Annotated in this window: 16 protein-coding genes; all 16 read right to left on the bottom strand. The window is 43.5% G+C overall.

What is annotated here, in order from left to right:
* Positions 1 to 117: 117 nt before the first annotated feature.
* The 16 genes from ACRC6Q_RS16810 to ACRC6Q_RS16735 are packed head-to-tail and all read right to left on the bottom strand — an operon-like array spanning position 118 to position 14,937.
* Entirely contained in the window at positions 118 to 1,971 is a 1,854-nt protein-coding gene (locus ACRC6Q_RS16810; RefSeq protein ID WP_431467103.1) for a polysaccharide deacetylase family protein, read from the bottom strand.
* Between the two features lie 12 nt (positions 1,972 to 1,983).
* On the bottom strand, positions 1,984 to 2,802 hold the full coding sequence (locus ACRC6Q_RS16805) for a phage tail domain-containing protein (protein ID WP_431467102.1): 819 nt from the start codon (positions 2,800 to 2,802) through the stop codon (positions 1,984 to 1,986).
* Complete coding sequence (locus ACRC6Q_RS16800) at positions 2,802 to 6,872, bottom strand: phage tail tape measure protein (RefSeq protein WP_431467101.1); 4,071 nt, start codon at positions 6,870 to 6,872, stop codon at positions 2,802 to 2,804. The genes ACRC6Q_RS16805 and ACRC6Q_RS16800 overlap by 1 nt, the downstream gene beginning before the upstream one ends.
* Positions 6,873 to 6,912: 40 nt before the next feature.
* Positions 6,913 to 7,056 (bottom strand): phage tail assembly chaperone GT, encoded by a 144-nt coding sequence (gene gpGT / locus ACRC6Q_RS16795; protein WP_431467100.1) that lies wholly within the window; start codon positions 7,054 to 7,056, stop codon positions 6,913 to 6,915.
* A gap of 47 nt (positions 7,057 to 7,103) precedes the next feature.
* On the bottom strand, positions 7,104 to 7,427 hold the full coding sequence (gene gpG, locus ACRC6Q_RS16790; RefSeq protein WP_431467099.1) for a phage tail assembly chaperone G: 324 nt from the start codon (positions 7,425 to 7,427) through the stop codon (positions 7,104 to 7,106).
* 55 nt (positions 7,428 to 7,482) lie between these two features.
* A complete protein-coding gene (locus ACRC6Q_RS16785) occupies positions 7,483 to 7,704 on the bottom strand; it encodes a hypothetical protein (protein ID WP_431467098.1) in 222 nt (73 codons plus the stop codon).
* A 3-nt stretch (positions 7,705 to 7,707) separates the two neighbouring features.
* Positions 7,708 to 8,319 carry a major tail protein gene (locus tag ACRC6Q_RS16780; protein WP_431467097.1) on the bottom strand — a complete coding sequence of 204 codons (612 nt, stop codon included), beginning with the start codon at positions 8,317 to 8,319 and terminating at the stop codon, positions 7,708 to 7,710.
* A 42-nt stretch (positions 8,320 to 8,361) separates the two neighbouring features.
* Positions 8,362 to 8,754 carry a tail completion protein gp17 gene (gp17, locus tag ACRC6Q_RS16775; protein WP_431467096.1) on the bottom strand — a complete coding sequence of 131 codons (393 nt, stop codon included), beginning with the start codon at positions 8,752 to 8,754 and terminating at the stop codon, positions 8,362 to 8,364.
* Positions 8,755 to 9,147, bottom strand: coding sequence for a hypothetical protein (locus tag ACRC6Q_RS16770; protein ID WP_431467095.1), 393 nt, complete (start codon positions 9,145 to 9,147; stop codon positions 8,755 to 8,757).
* Positions 9,144 to 9,512 carry a phage head-tail adapter protein gene (locus tag ACRC6Q_RS16765; protein ID WP_431467094.1) on the bottom strand — a complete coding sequence of 123 codons (369 nt, stop codon included), beginning with the start codon at positions 9,510 to 9,512 and terminating at the stop codon, positions 9,144 to 9,146. The genes ACRC6Q_RS16770 and ACRC6Q_RS16765 overlap by 4 nt, the downstream gene beginning before the upstream one ends.
* Positions 9,509 to 9,805 carry a phage gp6-like head-tail connector protein gene (locus ACRC6Q_RS16760; RefSeq protein ID WP_431467093.1) on the bottom strand — a complete coding sequence of 99 codons (297 nt, stop codon included), beginning with the start codon at positions 9,803 to 9,805 and terminating at the stop codon, positions 9,509 to 9,511. The genes ACRC6Q_RS16765 and ACRC6Q_RS16760 overlap by 4 nt, the downstream gene beginning before the upstream one ends.
* Before the next feature lie 17 nt (positions 9,806 to 9,822).
* Positions 9,823 to 10,962 (bottom strand): phage major capsid protein, encoded by a 1,140-nt coding sequence (locus ACRC6Q_RS16755; protein WP_431467092.1) that lies wholly within the window; start codon positions 10,960 to 10,962, stop codon positions 9,823 to 9,825.
* Positions 10,963 to 10,975: 13 nt separating this feature from the next.
* Positions 10,976 to 11,746, bottom strand: a complete 771-nt coding sequence (locus ACRC6Q_RS16750; protein ID WP_431467091.1) for a head maturation protease, ClpP-related — start codon at positions 11,744 to 11,746, stop codon at positions 10,976 to 10,978.
* Between the two features lie 52 nt (positions 11,747 to 11,798).
* Positions 11,799 to 12,932, bottom strand: a complete 1,134-nt coding sequence (locus ACRC6Q_RS16745) for a phage portal protein (protein WP_431467090.1) — start codon at positions 12,930 to 12,932, stop codon at positions 11,799 to 11,801.
* A gap of 23 nt (positions 12,933 to 12,955) precedes the next feature.
* Positions 12,956 to 14,590 (bottom strand): terminase TerL endonuclease subunit, encoded by a 1,635-nt coding sequence (locus ACRC6Q_RS16740; RefSeq protein WP_431467089.1) that lies wholly within the window; start codon positions 14,588 to 14,590, stop codon positions 12,956 to 12,958.
* Positions 14,587 to 14,937, bottom strand: coding sequence for a hypothetical protein (locus tag ACRC6Q_RS16735; protein ID WP_431467088.1), 351 nt, complete (start codon positions 14,935 to 14,937; stop codon positions 14,587 to 14,589). The genes ACRC6Q_RS16740 and ACRC6Q_RS16735 overlap by 4 nt, the downstream gene beginning before the upstream one ends.
* Positions 14,938 to 14,947 lie beyond the last annotated feature (10 nt).

The raw sequence follows: 14,947 nt of genomic DNA, 5'->3' as shown, positions 1-14,947 counted from the left end.
CTATAGATAAGTAAAAGTATATACCAACCATTGGTAAAGAGAAACATCTTATTGTAATAAGTTAGAAATAGTAGCCTAGTAAATCCTCACTTAACAATACGTTCAACCGTTTTTTACTTATTCCCAAACAATCGTAAAGTCCCAATCAATGGCAAAGAAAGTTACACTTGTGCTTGAAAGGTTAGTAAGCCTTAATTTCCCTGTAGTCGCACTCGCAACCCGTATGTTATAGCTAAATCCATCAACCTGAAAACTTCGACAAGTGGCGATTATCGGCGTTCTTGTCAATAATGCCCCCATCCCCGATAAATCAATATCAATGACTTTCGTTTCGTTAGGGGCGAAAACTAAATCAGGAACAACAACAGCTTTACGAGTTGGTCTTTTTATCAATTTCCATGAATCGGCGCTTTCCCACATTGTCCATGTGTTTGCATCTGTATAGGTTCTTTTGAAGACTTCGCCAGTATTATAAAGACGGTATTCTTGCGTAATATACCCAACTTCCGACCTTTCTAAATTAGTCTTGAGTAAGCCGGCTGTATTTCCAGGCATTCCCGAACTATTTGCGAAGGAAAATGAAGTATACAGAATGTGATGTTGCGAATAGTTAGCTTTTATAAAGGATATATCGTTTGCCTTTGTGTTCGTATCAATAAGCCTATCTCTAACACCAACCACAAATTTATCCGATGTAAACTTACCATCTACATCCACTTTCATCAATCCTTCAATATCCATCCGATCCCCGAAGTATTCCAATCCATCACGGAAATTAACCACCTTAACACTTTTCTCAATCGCATAGTCAATGGTTTGCGCCAAGTAATCATCTTGTGTTAAATCATGCTGTGCCACATGTGTCATAAAAATCAGCCATGAATTTTCTGCAATTGCTTTATCAATCGCTGCTTTGTAGTGTGCAAGCGTATTGGCTTCACCTGCAAAACTTCCTAAAGCGGTACGGAATAAATACGTCCTGTTAAGTGGTGCCTTATTCGTTTGTGGTAGCGTTCCGCTATTTGTTGTTACGCCCATATTGTAATATTCTGCAACCTTGGCAAGCATTGTGGGGTTTGACTGTCCGAATGGGTAAACGATATTAGTGACATTCATTCCCATTTCCAATAATTCTTTTTTGGATTGTACAATTTCTCTTTCGATTGTCGCATCGTCTAACACGTTACCCATTGCCATATGCGTTTTTTCATGGGATGCCATTTCCCAACCCAAATCGTTTTGCAGTGATAGTATTTGCTGTTGAGTCATGTTTCCTGTTGTACCCACCCAATCACTAACAATTGCAAGTGTACAGGGGACACCTCTGCTTTCAAAGATGGGTTTTAAGCGCGTCCAAACTTCTGATTTCCCATCATCATCTATGAATGTTACTAATGGTTGTTTAGGCTTTTTAGCTGACATTTGGAGAAGGGAGTTTGAAGATGTGTTATCCTTCAACTTATCAATATTCACACCGCCTATTTGACTGCCCGTTTCAGCCAACTGTGCGGTAAGACGTGTATCAACTTCATTGATTGGACCCGCATCAACCTGCTGAATTTTCTTCCATTCAGAGCCGTTGAAACGATACACAGATCCGTCCGATGTTGTTTGTGATGTGAATGCTTCTGTTGCATCTGGATACGTAGTAGCCAAGTCTGCAAATGTGGCAACGGGTTCTTGCCATTCGAGTTTTGAAGCATCGATGACTTTATCGAATGCAGCCTCACCTGCTTCAATAACCACATTATCGACTCTTGTATTGACGGCCGTTAATCCTTCTTTTTGTTTGGCAGTTTCAGTTTTGAGCGTATTGATCTCCCCAACTGCGCCGGAACTTATTTCATCCAAATCTGCAATATTAGAGCCAATACCCGCAACTTCTTGTTCAATAGCTGTCCAGTTCTGGTTTCGCTTATTCCGTTCTTCGGCATTTAAAGCAACGCCTTCTCTATTTAAATTTATGGCCAACTAAATCCCTCCTTATTCATACAGGTATCGAAAGTTAAAAGAAATCTCGAATCCCTGATTAATGCCCGATAATAAAAATGCGTTCTGTCCTGGTACAAGGCTGATTAAGTTTAGATTCGTCTGTCCAACGATGTTCGAATAGTTTCGTTTAGATTCCATTCGATCAATCGTGATAGTATCTCCCGCATTCAGCGGGCCGGTGTATATCCATTCCTCTGATGTGGACATGTTCCGCACCGTTAATTTACCGGAGCCGCCATTGTTTGCGTCAATCCGGATGCTTAATTCTGATTCTCTTGGATCGACCATCACGTTTCCGGCGTTGTGAATCCCGAAAAAATCAGAGGAATGTGTATAATCTTGCGTGCCTACATCTGATTCCAGCCCCATGCCGCTCGCCCAGTCGCCATATACTGTATCTATTCCGTCCATCGTCATTGCAATTGATTCTGATAGTCCTCTTGGACAATAAAAAACGACCGCCACTTCAGCAGTCGTCCTGTTTATTCGTTCTGGTTGAATATCTCTAACCGATACTTTCCATCGCTTGCCCGGAACATCTTCATCCACAACATAGAACTCCTGGAATGGGCTGAGGAATGAAAACAATTCGTCACGCAGCAGTTTATAATCCAGAACATCGTAGGCTTTGTACCAGAGCTTCGCTTGAATCAATCGGCTATTCCGTGTTTTGCCCATCGGAATATCTCCGTTGTAAACTTTTTCTGTGGTTTCTTCCGCAGTCGGCGGATCCGGTGTGAACTCTAGCCATTTCACACCGCGCAAACTTACTTCTCTCATACTCATGTCGTACAGCTTTACGCCGCCCATTATCTCACCCCGTTCATGTACATGTTATTCCGTGACGAATTGCCAAGACGGGAATCGATTGGATCACCGATAGCCCCGACCAATTCGCCCGTATTCATATAAACGTCAGTGTTTTTGTTCAACAACTGCATCAATATTTCATTCTGCTTAATGGTAGCTGCAAGCAATGATTTCAATACACTGTCGTTATTCGAGCCGCTACCAACGTTCGGTATCTGATTCGGACGTATGATGCCTTTATCACTGCCGCCCGATATTTTCCTACCAGCAAGAGCCAATAGTTTCATGGCATCCGTGCGGCGTGAAGGATGCATCGGAATAACAACCTCTTCACGATTCTTTTCACCCACACGAACCATTTGTTCTTTCTTCACGATTCCACCTGTTTCAAGCCCTCTCACCTCATAGTGCAAGTGAGCTCCTGAACCAACGCCTGTATCACCAACTAATCCGAGTGTCTGGCCTTTCTTAACTTTCTGGCCGACTTTCATAATGTTCCGGCTGTTGTGCTGGTATCTGTGTATTTTATTGCCTGACTTAACCTCTACAAAGTTACCACTCAGACGATGGAATCCTGTTCGGTACCCGATACCGTCTGTGACGGAGGGAATTTTTGTCCCTATAGGTGCAGCCCAGTCCCATCCTTTGTGCATGCGTGACGCGCCCGGAATACCTGTGTTACGTGGTCCCGGTCCGCTTGTGAATCTGAAAGGAGAACCAAATCCGCCACCATTGCCGCCGGTCAGTGAAATGCCACTCTGAGAAGATCCAAAGTCGGACATTTTGTTTTTCACATAGCTGAGTGCTGCTTCTTTTACCTTGTTCCATCCACCAACCGCCATATTCCCAACAAAACTGCCGCCCTTCGGCTTTTCAATGCCGAGAGTCTTCAGTGCGAGGTCAAGGAACTTGCCTGGAGACTTGATGTAATCGAATGCATTGACCGCGACATCTTTCACTTTGTTCCCGACTTTTTTTGTACCTTCCCACGCTTTTCCTGCTAGGTTTTTCGTACCTTCCCACAGATCGCTAAGTTTACCGCCAACCCCATTTTTATAGTGCGGAATTGATTCCATGTATTCGCGCGTTTGCTTAGCAGAAAATACCTGTGTACCTTTCGGCAAGTTCACTAATGTATCCTTGGAAGGGCTTAGTTGCATTTCGCCGTCTGGCGTTCTAATTAACTCGCTACCGGCGTTTGAACCTTTGCCATCACCGACCACAGCCAAACCGCCGACATGCCCTTTTGTGCCTTGTGCATACTGAGGAACAGTCCACTTCGGAATGTCTTTATCCGCGCCGATTTTACCGAGCACCCAGTTGATGCCGCCGATGACGCCGTTGACTCCTTTGCCCAGTGTGGAAGCTAAATTGTTAATAACTCTAGTTACGCCGGATTTCACTTTCGATGCCATGGATCCGATGCCGTCACCGATTCGCTGCGGTAAAGCTTTGGCCGCGTTTACGATATCGTCAAACTTTCCTTTGACTGCTGTGAAGATGCTTCCGAATACGTTTGAAGTCGTAGTCTTGAGGGAGTTCCACGTATTCGTTACTTTGGTTAGAACATTACCGACCGCTGTAGAGATAGCGTTTTTGATGGAATTGAAAATATTCCGGATTGCATTAAAGATGCTGTTGAAGATAGAAGACGTTTTATTGAAGATATTCGTCCAGGATGTGACTACTTTTGTGTAAATTGTAAGTACCGCGTTATCAATAGAGGTGCGAATTGAATTGAAAATGCTCTTCAAGAAATTCCAGATGCCGTTGAATATTCTTGATGTAGTAGAAGAAATCGCACTAAATGAAGTGGACACCGAACTCTTTAAAGCATTCAGGGAACCGGTGAACAGTGTTTTTAAACCCGCCCATAAGCTTGTGAATACTCCTTTAAATGCACCGACAAACAGCTTCGCTCCACCGAGTAACTTGCCGAAGAATGTTAGGCTGATAAAGTTCCACAGGAAAGTAATCGCACCTGTAAACATCTGCTTAACGCCTTCCCACATCTTGCTGAAATCACCACTGAACAACCCAGAGAATACTTTTACTGCGCCCATAATGACATCAAGCGCACCTGTAATGACTCCTTTGATGTTGCCCCACACGGCATTTATTAACGCCAATACCGCAGGCATGACAAATTGGATGACGGCCATAATGCCATTAAATACTTTCGAAACAAACCCACCAATGTTTTCAAGAGCTGAAAGTATCGTTGCACTGTTCTGACTCCAGAAATCTTGTATAACTTTTAACTGATCCTTAAAGAATCCAACTACCGTTGCAATTGCAGGTTTTAAAGCAGCAAGTGCCTGACTTGCCAGTTCTTTCACTTTCGTAATTAACGTGCTGATCATGTCCCGGAACGTTTCGGAATTTTTATAAAGAGCTATAAATCCAATGGTTAGTCCAGCTATAACTGCAACTGCTATTCCGACCGGTCCGGTAAAGGCCAGCATTGCGCCACGTAAGTATTTCAGCATCCCACCTGCTTGTGCTATTTTCAATGCCAGTGGTGCGAGTGCTGTCATAGCTCCGCCAAACATGCTGATCATTGAACCGACAGCAACAAGAACAGGGCCGATTGCTGCAGCGATTCCGGCAATGACTAGTGACGTTTGTTTCGCTTCAGGACTCATGGCTCTGAATTTATCAGCCAGATTTCCCATGATTTCTGTAGCTTTTTGCATAAATGGCAATGCAGCGACTTGCAGAACTTCTCCAACTTCACTCATTGCCAATTTAGCGTTGTTCATGGCTATAGCTGCCTGGTCAATAGGATCAACAGTTTCATTGAATGTTTCTTTTACGGCCCCAGCAGCTTTCTCACCTGCGCCGGTGAAATCTTCCAGATTAAACGTTCCTCGCTGGATAGCGTCTACCATTCGAGGACCGCCTTTAGTTCCGAATACCTCAGAGGCGATTGTGAGTGCTTCGGTTTCGGTTTTAGCGTTCAAGATGGATTTCACAGTGCCGTTTAATCCTTCTTCTAGTGTCTTGCCGTCTTTGGCAAAGATCACTTGCGCTTTGCTCAAACTTGATAGCGCTGCACCGGAATCAACACCAGCTTTCTCAAATCCACCAATTAACGCTGTACCTTCGGCGAAGTTCAACCCTAGCGCTTTGATTTGCGGAGCGCCTTTCGTGGCTTTGTCGAACAAATCATCTACGGATTGCCCTGTATCTTGTGCAGTTTGAGTTACGGCATCGAGAACATTCCCTAAATCGCTATTGGCCAAGCCATAAGCTTCAATGGCTTGCTTAGATGCGATAGAAGAAGAAGTGACATCGGTTCCGTTGATATTGGCGAACTCTAACATCAATTGCGAATTATCTTCTAATTCTTTCCCCATAAATCCGAATTGTGTATTGACCTCGCCGATTGCGTCGCCGACAGCTTGCAAGTCATCCGGAACACGTTTGGCAACGGTTCTAAAGTTTTCTGTCAGCACTTCGGCCGCTTCACCTGTGGCGCCTGTTTTGGTTATAACTGTATCAATCGCTTCATCAACTTCATTGAATGCCGCTACTCCTGCAGCACCAAATCCAACAATAGGAGCTGTAAGACCGATTGTTAGTCCTTTTCCTGCAGTGCTCACCTTGTCTCCTACGGCCGACAATTTACCGCCTACATCTTCAAGCGAACTGCTTAGTTTACCGAATCGGCTTTCCGCAATTTCCTGTTCTCTTTGGAATTGCTGAAATTCATCAGTCAAATCGCCTATATGACGTTGAAGATTGTTGAAGTCTGCGCTGAGATTGTTATATGCTGCACCAGATACTTGAGCCTGCCGTGAACCCTCGCCATGCTGCGCGACCATTTGCTCATGTTCCCGTCTTGCTGCATTAACGGCCGCCTTTTGTGCATCGAGTTTTTTATTTAGTCCTCCGATTTGCGTTTCGTATTTTCCAACAGATTTTTCACTTCTGCTAAATGCCGACATGTTTACACGCATTTCGGAATCTACAGCTTTTAACTGTCCTTTTAATCCTTTCAAACTTTGCTCAATGCCACTGGTATCAAGGTTTAAACCAATGGAAAGGCCTTGAATCATATCTGCCATTCAGTTTCCTCCTTTCCTCAAAAACTTCAAAAAAATACCCTCAACCTCCGGTGAATGCGGAAATTAAGGACTTTTCTTTTGTCGGCTCAACCTTCTTGTCACTTGCGACTTCCACTAAGTAGTACATTGGAGAGTCCAGAATGTCATTCAGTTTCCATCCAGCCTTTAACAGCTCACGGACCATTGAGTCAAAGTATTCTTTTTGTTTTTCGTATGAGAAATCTTCTTCTTTTAATTCTTCTTCGCCTTCGTAGCGTTTCCCGATTCATCACCCATAACTGAACCTAAGTGCGCCATAATCTCTTCAAATAAGTTAGGTGCATGGATTCCGTCAATTAGTTGATCAGCAGTAAATTCTCCGCCATAAACTTTTTTAGAAACAAAGTCCGCCATTTTTTTAATGTCTGCTGGTTCAAGATCGTTCCCCTTTTTTTCGACACTCTTCCCAATTACCAACGCTTCTAACGCTACAGAACCTTTAATGTAAGATGGTTGGAAAAATTCTTTCTTTTCCCCTGTTTTAAAATCCACTACTAATTCGATTGATTTAGCCATTTCTATTCCTCCAGTATGTTTTTTATTAATATAGAGAGAGCCGAAGCCCTCTCAGTTAAATTTCTTTAATGACTGCTGATTTTCTTGTGTTATTCTTCGACAAAAGTTGTTCCAGGCGTTCTTCTGGAATTTTCTTATTTGTTGGATTCGGATATCGATCACCAACAAAATAAACCTTGCCGCCATCTTTTAAATCAGTGAAATCTTGAATTGCTTCATACTTAACTGGACCAGCTTTCACCGGCGCGTCAGGAGTGCTTTTCTTAGTTCTTGGCATCGATTACACTCCTTCCGGTACTACTGCTTCCACAGGATACGGAAGACCGAATACAGCTAGGAACAAAGCGTCACGGTTTACGGTAGAACCTTTTTCGTCTGCTGCCGTAATAACTGTTTTCTCTGTAGTGAACCCAGCAACTTCACGCTCCATGAACTCTGCAGAGATTTCGTCAGTCGTGAATGTTGTCCCGTCTTCTTTAGTCGCTCCAGCAATGTTGTTTTTCATGAACATGCCCTTAGTTAAGCCGACCCACTGCTTGCTGCCATCTTCATACGTCTTAGCGAATACACAAGCCACATATGGAGAGGTATCGGTTGAACCGTATGCAGAAAGACCATCAACGACTTCCAATCCGAACAACACATCTTTATCTTCCTGTGGAAGTGTGTGGAATCCGCCGGAAACAGTCGTGTTACCGTTTGACACTGCCAATTCTGCCGTTTTGTTATCGCCGTATGCGCGTGTAATTTCTTGCGGGTTCTCAATTTCAATCGTTTGCAACCATTTCACGCGCTCAATTGGTCCTGTGTAAACGTCTACTGCAGGTTCAGCCAATAGTGGTGCATAGTAAAATTCGTCAATACCTGTAGATGATCTGTACTTTTTCGGCATTATAAAATCACTCCATCAATTTTAGTCAAAGAAAAAAGACACTCAAGTGAGCGTCTCAATATCTTCGCTGTATACTTTTTTCCGGAACCTGCGAGCGTCCCGGTAGATTTTTGTTGCTGCATCGTATTCATCAACGCCGCCGGCATAGTAATAGAAGCCATTATTTCTCAATGCTTTTTTCACCCGGCTCGCCAATTCTTTTGTTATCTTGCGGTCTTTCGTCCAGACATCCACTTGATATAAATATTCCTCAGCAAGTGAATCATCATCTGCATAGTCCGTATCGAGTGGTGGACTCAATGGATCAATGATAATGAAAGGCTGAGTAACGCTGGATGTGGCCGGGTACTCGTAGAATTTAATCCGACCAGCTGCATGCTGATTAATATACGGATCTGCCATCAGTGCGTTATAAAGGTTCATTATGATATCCATTTAAAGCCCCCTCTCAATAGCGTTTCTGATTGCCTGTTTATATGAGCGTTCGGACTGTTGCAACGCTCTGGCTATAGCTCCCTTGCCATTGGGGTTCGGATTTTTCACTGTACCAAATTCGTTTAAGTGGATAACTGCATAACGGCGTTTCGGACCCTTCCAGTACACGGTTATTGTTCGCACACCATCAACTAATTTAGGTTCAGAGAATGTCAACTCGTCAATCGTTGCGCCTGTGTCTTTAAATAAGGACAACTGAGCAGTCAAGGATTCTTTAAATACAAGAGAAGCTTCAATCAAAGCGGCGTCACTAATCCGCCCGACTGCTTCCGGTCCTAATCGGCTTTCTAAGTCTGCCAGCATTTCGGATATGCCTCTAACTTCTACACTCATTCAACCAGCCCCGCAATAACCAGAATAAAACCGACATTTTGAGTGTCCGGCTGTACTGATTTGATGTGATATTCCTTGCCGAAATAATTGCGGTCATTGATGCCGATGTAGTGCTTATTATCCGGCGTGAAACTTTCGTATGGATCCCGTATCTTCACCGTTATATCCTCAAGCGTGTTATTCGCTTTCGCTTGTTCCATATCACTCCGCCAAACCTTTACGATTTCAGCGAAGCATTCATATAGAACGCGCGTGACGCTTTCTCCTGCTTCTGGACCATCATTCGGTGCTACTTCATAGAAAGAAACCGGAGTGCGTAAGTCGCCGCTATTTACTTTCGATCCGCGATGTTCAAACTTAATCAAACAATCACATCCTCTTCCGCAACATCAGGGAGTAGAGATAAACTCAACCCCTGTATCATGCTGAGAAAGTTCTCTTCGAAAAACTCCAGGCTGTCATTGTATGCATAGCGTGAACGCTCAATGACAAGTTCCTTCGCTTCTGCATGGGTGAGGATATCAAACGGCCCGCATACTCTTTCTACATAGGAAACAGAAGAAGACAGCATCCGTTTAAGGTTACTGTCTTCTGACCCGTGCGATATATGCAAACTGTCTTTAAACTCTTGAATCAGTTCCGGAGTAACCTCGTTCATTTAAAACACCTCCGTTATTAAACGCCAGCTGGTTCCGATACGCCATCAGCGATAGCCAATGTGTAAACTGCAGCTGCATTGTTGTCCATTGGTTTACCGTTTGCGAACTGCTTGATCGTGTAAAGCATTGCGTCTTCCATCGCAAGCGTCTGATTGTATTTGTTCAGCTTGTATCCGCCAGCAATAACAGCCAAGTATTGACCTTGCACAAAGAATACCACCGTTCCAGCAGTCACAAATTCAGATTCGACGATCTGAGGATTGAATGGCAAGTTAGTTACATACACGCCACTTGCGTTCTGGATCGTTGCTGATGCCTGAATGTCAAAGTTATCAACTGGGTTGACGACCATAACGATTTTCCCTGCCACGCGGCGAGATTTACCAGCAGCATCCACAGAAAGAGCTTTGACCACTCCTTTAAGTTCCTGTACAGTCGTGCGTCCTGGTTCGAACGTAAGAGTGCCTGCAGGAACTTTGTCAGAGATTGCGTTTGTATCTGGATCAACGTTTTTAATCAAACCGACTGGCTGATTAACTCCAGTTCCAGCTACGAATCCTCGCTCAAGACCGACAGAAAGAACTTCTACGATCAATGTACGGACATAACGTTCAACCCATACTGGACCAAGTTCCAGCATATCGTTAGGAACAACAGCGAAAGCCGTAAGTTTCAACTGAGAGATAGTAGTTTCTTTAAACGCTGCGCCGATTTGTCCTTGAATATCTCCAAACAATGGACCCCATACAGCCGCACCCGATGGATCAGCAGTGATAATGCGTGTGACTGCGCCCATGTCCTGCAATTGCAAAGCGTTAAGTAGTGGATGCTCTTGCGTCAAGTCTTCGAAGATACGCTCCTGAGTCGTTACAGGAAGGATAGAATCTTCATCGAATCCTTGCTTATCGATTGCCGCTTTAAAGAATTTTGTTTCTGCAGATGTTAGAACGTTCTGGCCACGGTTTTGTAAAATCGAACGATCCATGATTTCATCGTTTGCTTGTGCGGAAATCTTAGCGGATACGTCCATGTGAAGAGCGTCCAGGTAAGATTCGAAAGCGCCCTGTTGTTCTTCTGGCTTGCCTTCTGTCATCGCTTTAGCGAGTGCCGCCTTAGCGTCTTTCATAGTGTCTGAGTTTGAAAATTTAATCGTCATTGTGTAACCTCCATTAGTTTATATTTAGGAAAAATGCGCAAAGTGAACTGTCTTTGACAGGCTCGGCAGGTTTCTTTAGTTCTGCAAGTTCGTTTTTCAACTGCTGGATAGCGTTGTCCAGGTATTCTTTATCGATACCTGTATTCTGCTTTACTGCAGGTTCTTCTTCGACCGAATCTTTCAAGGTGGTTGGTGCATTTTCATAGCGAGCCATCTGATCTTTCGTAATCGATGCGGCAACTGGTACGGCACTGATAACTTCATCAACTAACCCCATTTCAAAAGCTTCACTGGCACTAAGCCAAGTCTCTTTATCCATAAGCTGTGACAATGCTTCAACGTCAATGTCTGGATTCTTTTCAAGGTACGACTGTTTGACGGTCGTATTATTGATTTTCTCCAACTGATCCGCATAGTCGCGCAATTCGTGGTGATTTCCCATGAACACTGACCACGCATTGTGAATCATCAACATGCTGTTTTCTGGCATGTAAAGTGTGTCTGCTGCCATTGCGATAACTGATGCAGCCGAAGCCGCAAGCCCGTCAATGTGGATGCTCACCTTCGCCTTGTGGCGTTTGATCATATTAAAAATAGCCACAGCTTCAAATACATCGCCGCCGCCGCTGTTAATGTGAATCTCCAGTTCATCGATATCTCCCAACCCTGCTAATGCGTCTCGGAAAGATACTGCGCTTGTCTCATCCTCATACCAGCGATAGTTCTCGCTCACAATGTCGCCGTAAATATCAATCTGCGCTTTTGGGCCATCTAGTTTAGCCATTGTGAAATAGCTCCCTTTTTTCATTTTCTCACCACCCTTCAAAGTGTATTCATCATTCCGGCGTTTCTTCTGTGGATGCCGTAGCTTCGTAGTTCTTGGTTATCATGTGCTGATCTAACATAGGATCTTCCGAACGCTCCCAGCCTAATTCCTCGCGCAATTCGTTTGGTGTAAACAAGCTGCTTGAAATCAACTTATCGGCGCTGGTGGCAATGTCGAAAATGCTTTCATAAGAAGAGGTCTTCACTTTAATTCGTTTGCCTCTTAGGTAATCGGCTTTCTCAACAAACTTGCCAGTGAGTTCATCGCTGATTTTTCGAGAGAGAGGATTAATGCAAAACAGCATATAGTTTTTCGTTTGCCCTTCAACATCCGCCATTTCTCCACGGATCATAGCAATTGGAATACCTAACGTTCTCGCTACATGGTCCAGGAAGCCATCGGTCACTTTGTTTATCTCGTCCACAGTAACTGGGCTGCCCGGCGTGGTATATTCGCTATACTTGAAACCCTTTTGCTGCGGCACGACTACATGCCCGTTAGTCTCGACACTCTTGTAAATCTTGTTGATGAAGTTCTGAATCTTGGCTTGGGTCTTTTCATCAGTACCAGTGAGTGCTTCCATATCCACAACAGAACGGATCTGATTCTTTCGCATCTGATACTCTAACAAGCGACCGAACAACCTGCCGTAGTCACCGAACAACTCTCCGATAATATCCGTCATGTTTTCGTTGTTATACGGAATGTAAATCACATCCGACATTTTAAACGTCCGCTTAAACGAATAGCCTGCAGCTTCCACTTCCGAAAAAGCATCATCGAACATGGCGTATTTCGTATGGACAAAGTTGTCCGCAATTAAGAAGTCATCGTCATCGGTTTTAACAATCAGACATTCATTGTCATAAATTAATTTGTGTACCACCGACTGCCAGAAGAAACTAGAAGTCATATTCTTGTTGGGCCTCAGATTAAACTTGTAATAAAATTCATCCTGGATGCTTCGTCCGCTTTCCGTTACGACAATTTCAGACTGACTGATTGTTTTGGCAATCATGTTAATGCAAATTTCAATAGCCAAACGCTTCATGTGGATTTTTTCCTGTTGGTCAACGATTAAATCAAAGTCGAACATATCCGCCAGCTCACTGTTGCGTGATCTGAATAAATCTAATACTCCCATTTATTTTTTCACCTCCCTCTAGGCTAGAAATCAATTGCATCCAGAACGAACTCCACTTCGTCTTCCAGTAAGTTGTCCGCCTGCCACAATGCATGAGTGAAGGCTTGAAAACCATCTGTCTTTCGCATAACTTCATCTTTCTTCAAATACTCTTTGTTCCCGTCCTTCTTAATATGGACATATACATTGTTTGTGTACCAACGCATCAACCCATTAGGGCCGAAGATGATTTTCTTATTGGCAAACATCGTTTCCACCCTTGGAGCTAAGAGAGAGTGGATCGCTTTCGGATTCCGGATATAAAGAATATGAAATCCTTCGGCTTCGAGTGCCGACTTTACTAAGTCCAGCCGGAATGTATCGGCCACAATACTTGTGATACCGTATATCTCCCGCATTTCTACAAACCAATTTACAATGTGCTTGATATCAATTACTGGCTCGTCCAGGATGGTCAGCAATCCTTCATCTTCCCACTGGCGAATTGGAGCTTTCATTTTTACGCTATTTAAAAACCCTCTGCGAACAAAGGAATGGCTTTTCCAAATGTATTCATCTTTGACTTTGAACAGCAAACCGACAGCCGCAAAGTCTTTGATGGATGCAAAGTCTAATCCGCCGACACATGTTTTATGTTTTAGATCCGGCATTTCTCTATTAGTAGCCATGATTTCTTCTCGGCTTGCTATGTCCTTTGCTAAATCAACCTCTGGTAGATTCATTCGCTTTGTGATGAACTCGGAATAACCGGATGGGTTGCTGCTTAATTGGCGATACTGTGCTTGGACCTTCTTAAACAATCCTCTTCCGTATTCGCCCATTGGCTTGCTGAACATCGGATTCGCTTTCTCCCACATATCCGGATCATCGATTTCTTTTGCTTCATCGATTCGACAGATGAAGGGAAATAAAGAATCTTCCGGCTCGTCACCTTTCAAAATGCTTAGAGCGCGTTCTTTTGTTTTGTCCAGAAACCCTTCGCGCACAAAGCCATCCGTACCAATGAAAAACTCTCTTGCGTTCTTGACCTTACCTAAACCACTTGAAAAGACGTTGACCGTCTCGGCAGTTTCGTAACGATGAATTTCATCATAGATAACTGCCCCGTCACGCAAACCATCTTTAGAAGATGCATTTGAAGTGTGGTATTGAATGATGCTGTTCGTATCCAACCCTTTGATTTCTTTTTTGGTTGGATAGAAGTAATCGCTCAAACCTTCTTTGGTTTCTATGGTGTCGTAGACTTCCACGAATGACATTTTTGCCTGTTTCTCAGTGTTGGCCACAATTGAAACATTATATTTTTGGATGCCATGCAGTGGACTGATGAGGAAGTGGATCAATACAGAAATCAAACCGTTCTTCCCGGCACCCCTCGCCATCAACAATAAAAACTGGTCATAAAAAACAGCGTCGTCCTCTTTATAGAATAAGAAGACGAACGCTGCTATGAATTTCTGGAATGAATTTAGTGGAAAATACCATTTTTCTGCAAATGCTATAAAGTCGCCTATTAGTTTTTCATCAAAATAAATATCGTCACGAATTAACACTCGCTTTTGTAAATGCTCGAGCAACATTATCCGTTCTTTATTTAATTTAATTTGACCTGTTTCATATAAGTGAATATATTCATCCACATATTTGTTTGCAATCATGTCAATCCACTCGCATCTCTTTTAGGCGGATCCCCCGCATCCTTTGGCAGCAAACTAATCAATCTATCGCATGCAACCGTGTATCTGTTGATCATCGTGTTATAGGATTTTTGAGAGGGGTTTTCTACGAACATTTCTTGTTGGCCGTTCTTCATTTTGTAAGTCGGACCTTTTATTTTAATGTCCTCTTCAAGTATCCCCAAGGTGATGGTCATAAATGCCACGCGCCTAATGAGGTCGCTGGCTGCCTCTTTTTTTTCTTCAGACAATTTCGAGAAAACTTTGTTCCATTTTCGTATCTCGATTTCAATCATTTCGTTTTGTTTCGGTCTGCTGAGCTTGGCCATTTTCTGTTCA

Origin of the sequence: Planococcus sp. SE5232 (assembly GCF_050686535.1) — a bacterium.
Taxonomy (GTDB): Bacteria; Bacillota; Bacilli; order Bacillales_A; family Planococcaceae; genus Planococcus.
Note: the sequence above shows the minus strand (reverse complement) of the source record. Positions and strands in the feature narration are given on the sequence as shown.